We start from the raw sequence: 1,322 nt of genomic DNA on the forward strand, positions 1-1,322 counted from the left end.
GTCTGCTCAACCGGTGGAAACAGACGCGGCTGAGACAGATGCTGAGGCGGTAGAACTACTCAGAAAATATCTTTCTCATCGTTATTGATATGATCCTCTTGAGATCCTTGTGCTACAGCCGTAATCTGCTCATCGCAAAAACAAAAAAACCACCGCTACCAACGGTGGTTCGTTTGCCGGGAAAAAGAGCTACCAACAAGTTTTCCCGAAGGTAACAGTCCTGTGCGAGAAGACATGTCACCAAATTTGTCCTTCCAGTGTAGCCTCAGTAAGGCCACAACTTCAAGAACTCTGAATACATCTCTCGCACATCCTGTTTACCAGTGGCTGCTGCCAGTGGCCTTTTATCGTGTCTTTCCGGGTTGGACTCAAGTTGATAGTTACCGGAACAGGCGCAGCGGTCGGACTGAACGGGGGGTTCGTGCATACAGTCCAGCTTGGAGCGAACTGCCTACCCGGAACTGAGTGTCAGGCGTGGAATGAGACAAACGCGGCCATAACAGCGGAATGACACCGGTAAACCGAAAGGCAGGAACAGGTGAGCGCACGAGGGAGCCACCAGGGGGAAACGCCTGGTATCTTTAAGTCCTGTCGGGTTTCGCCACCTCTGACTTGAGCGTCGATTTTTTTGTGATGCTCGTCAGGGGGGCGGAGCCTATGGAAAAACGCCTCCGGCGCGGACTTTTCCCGGCACTTGGCTTTTGGGTCACATGTTCTTTCCGGTGCCATCCCCTGATTCTGTGGATCACCGTAGCTCCTCTTTTGAGAGTGAAGACTCCGCTCGCCGCAGCCGAACGACCGAGCGCAGCGAGTCAGTGAGCGAGGAAGCGGAAGAGCACCGGAAATGGCATGTTCTCCTTACGCATCTGTGCGGCATTTCACACCAGACATGGTACACCTTTCATACACTACGCACTGACCCCGCATAAGTAAGCCAGTATACACTCCGCTAGCGCTGCGTGACTGGTTCAGGGCTGCGCCCCGAAACCCGCTAAAAGCCACTGACGCGCCTGCGGCTTGTCCAACACCGCGCCGACCGGGAAAAGATTTCCCGCCCGTCCCGGCGTTATCAGGAGGCCGGATTGGCAGACAAACGCAGCAAAATGCTCACGATGTGGGTAACGGAAGACGAGCACCGGCGTCTGCTGGAACGCTGCGGCGGTAAACAGCTCGCGGCCTGGATGCGCCAGACGTGCCTGGGCGAGAAGCCCGCCCGTGCTGGCAAACTTCCCTCGACCTCGCCGGCACTGCTTCGTCAGCTTGCCGGTATGGGTAACAACCTCAATCAGATTGCCCGACAGGTTAACGCCGGTGGCGGTAGC

2 protein-coding genes are annotated in these 1,322 nt (G+C 56.1%); one reads left to right on the forward strand and one right to left on the reverse strand.

The features are described from left to right. Nucleotides 1–265: 265 nt before the first annotated feature. Complete coding sequence (locus FEK46_RS23885) at nucleotides 266–427, reverse strand: replication initiation protein (protein ID WP_171021388.1); 162 nt, start codon at nucleotides 425–427, stop codon at nucleotides 266–268. A 676-nt stretch (nucleotides 428–1,103) separates the two neighbouring features. Between FEK46_RS23885 and FEK46_RS23355 the strand changes: the two genes are divergently transcribed. After that, nucleotides 1,104–1,322, forward strand: a 219-nt coding sequence (locus FEK46_RS23355; protein ID WP_171021389.1) for a MobC family plasmid mobilization relaxosome protein, incomplete at its 3' end; no start/stop codon positions are given.

It is taken from the genome of Escherichia sp. E4736 (assembly GCF_005781225.1).
Classification (GTDB): Bacteria; Pseudomonadota; Gammaproteobacteria; order Enterobacterales; family Enterobacteriaceae; genus Escherichia.

Coding starts and splice junctions, on each gene's coding strand:
- FEK46_RS23885 (WP_171021388.1), bottom strand. CDS start 427: ATGCACGAACCCCCCGTTCAGTCCGACCGCTGCGCCTGTTCCGGTAAC.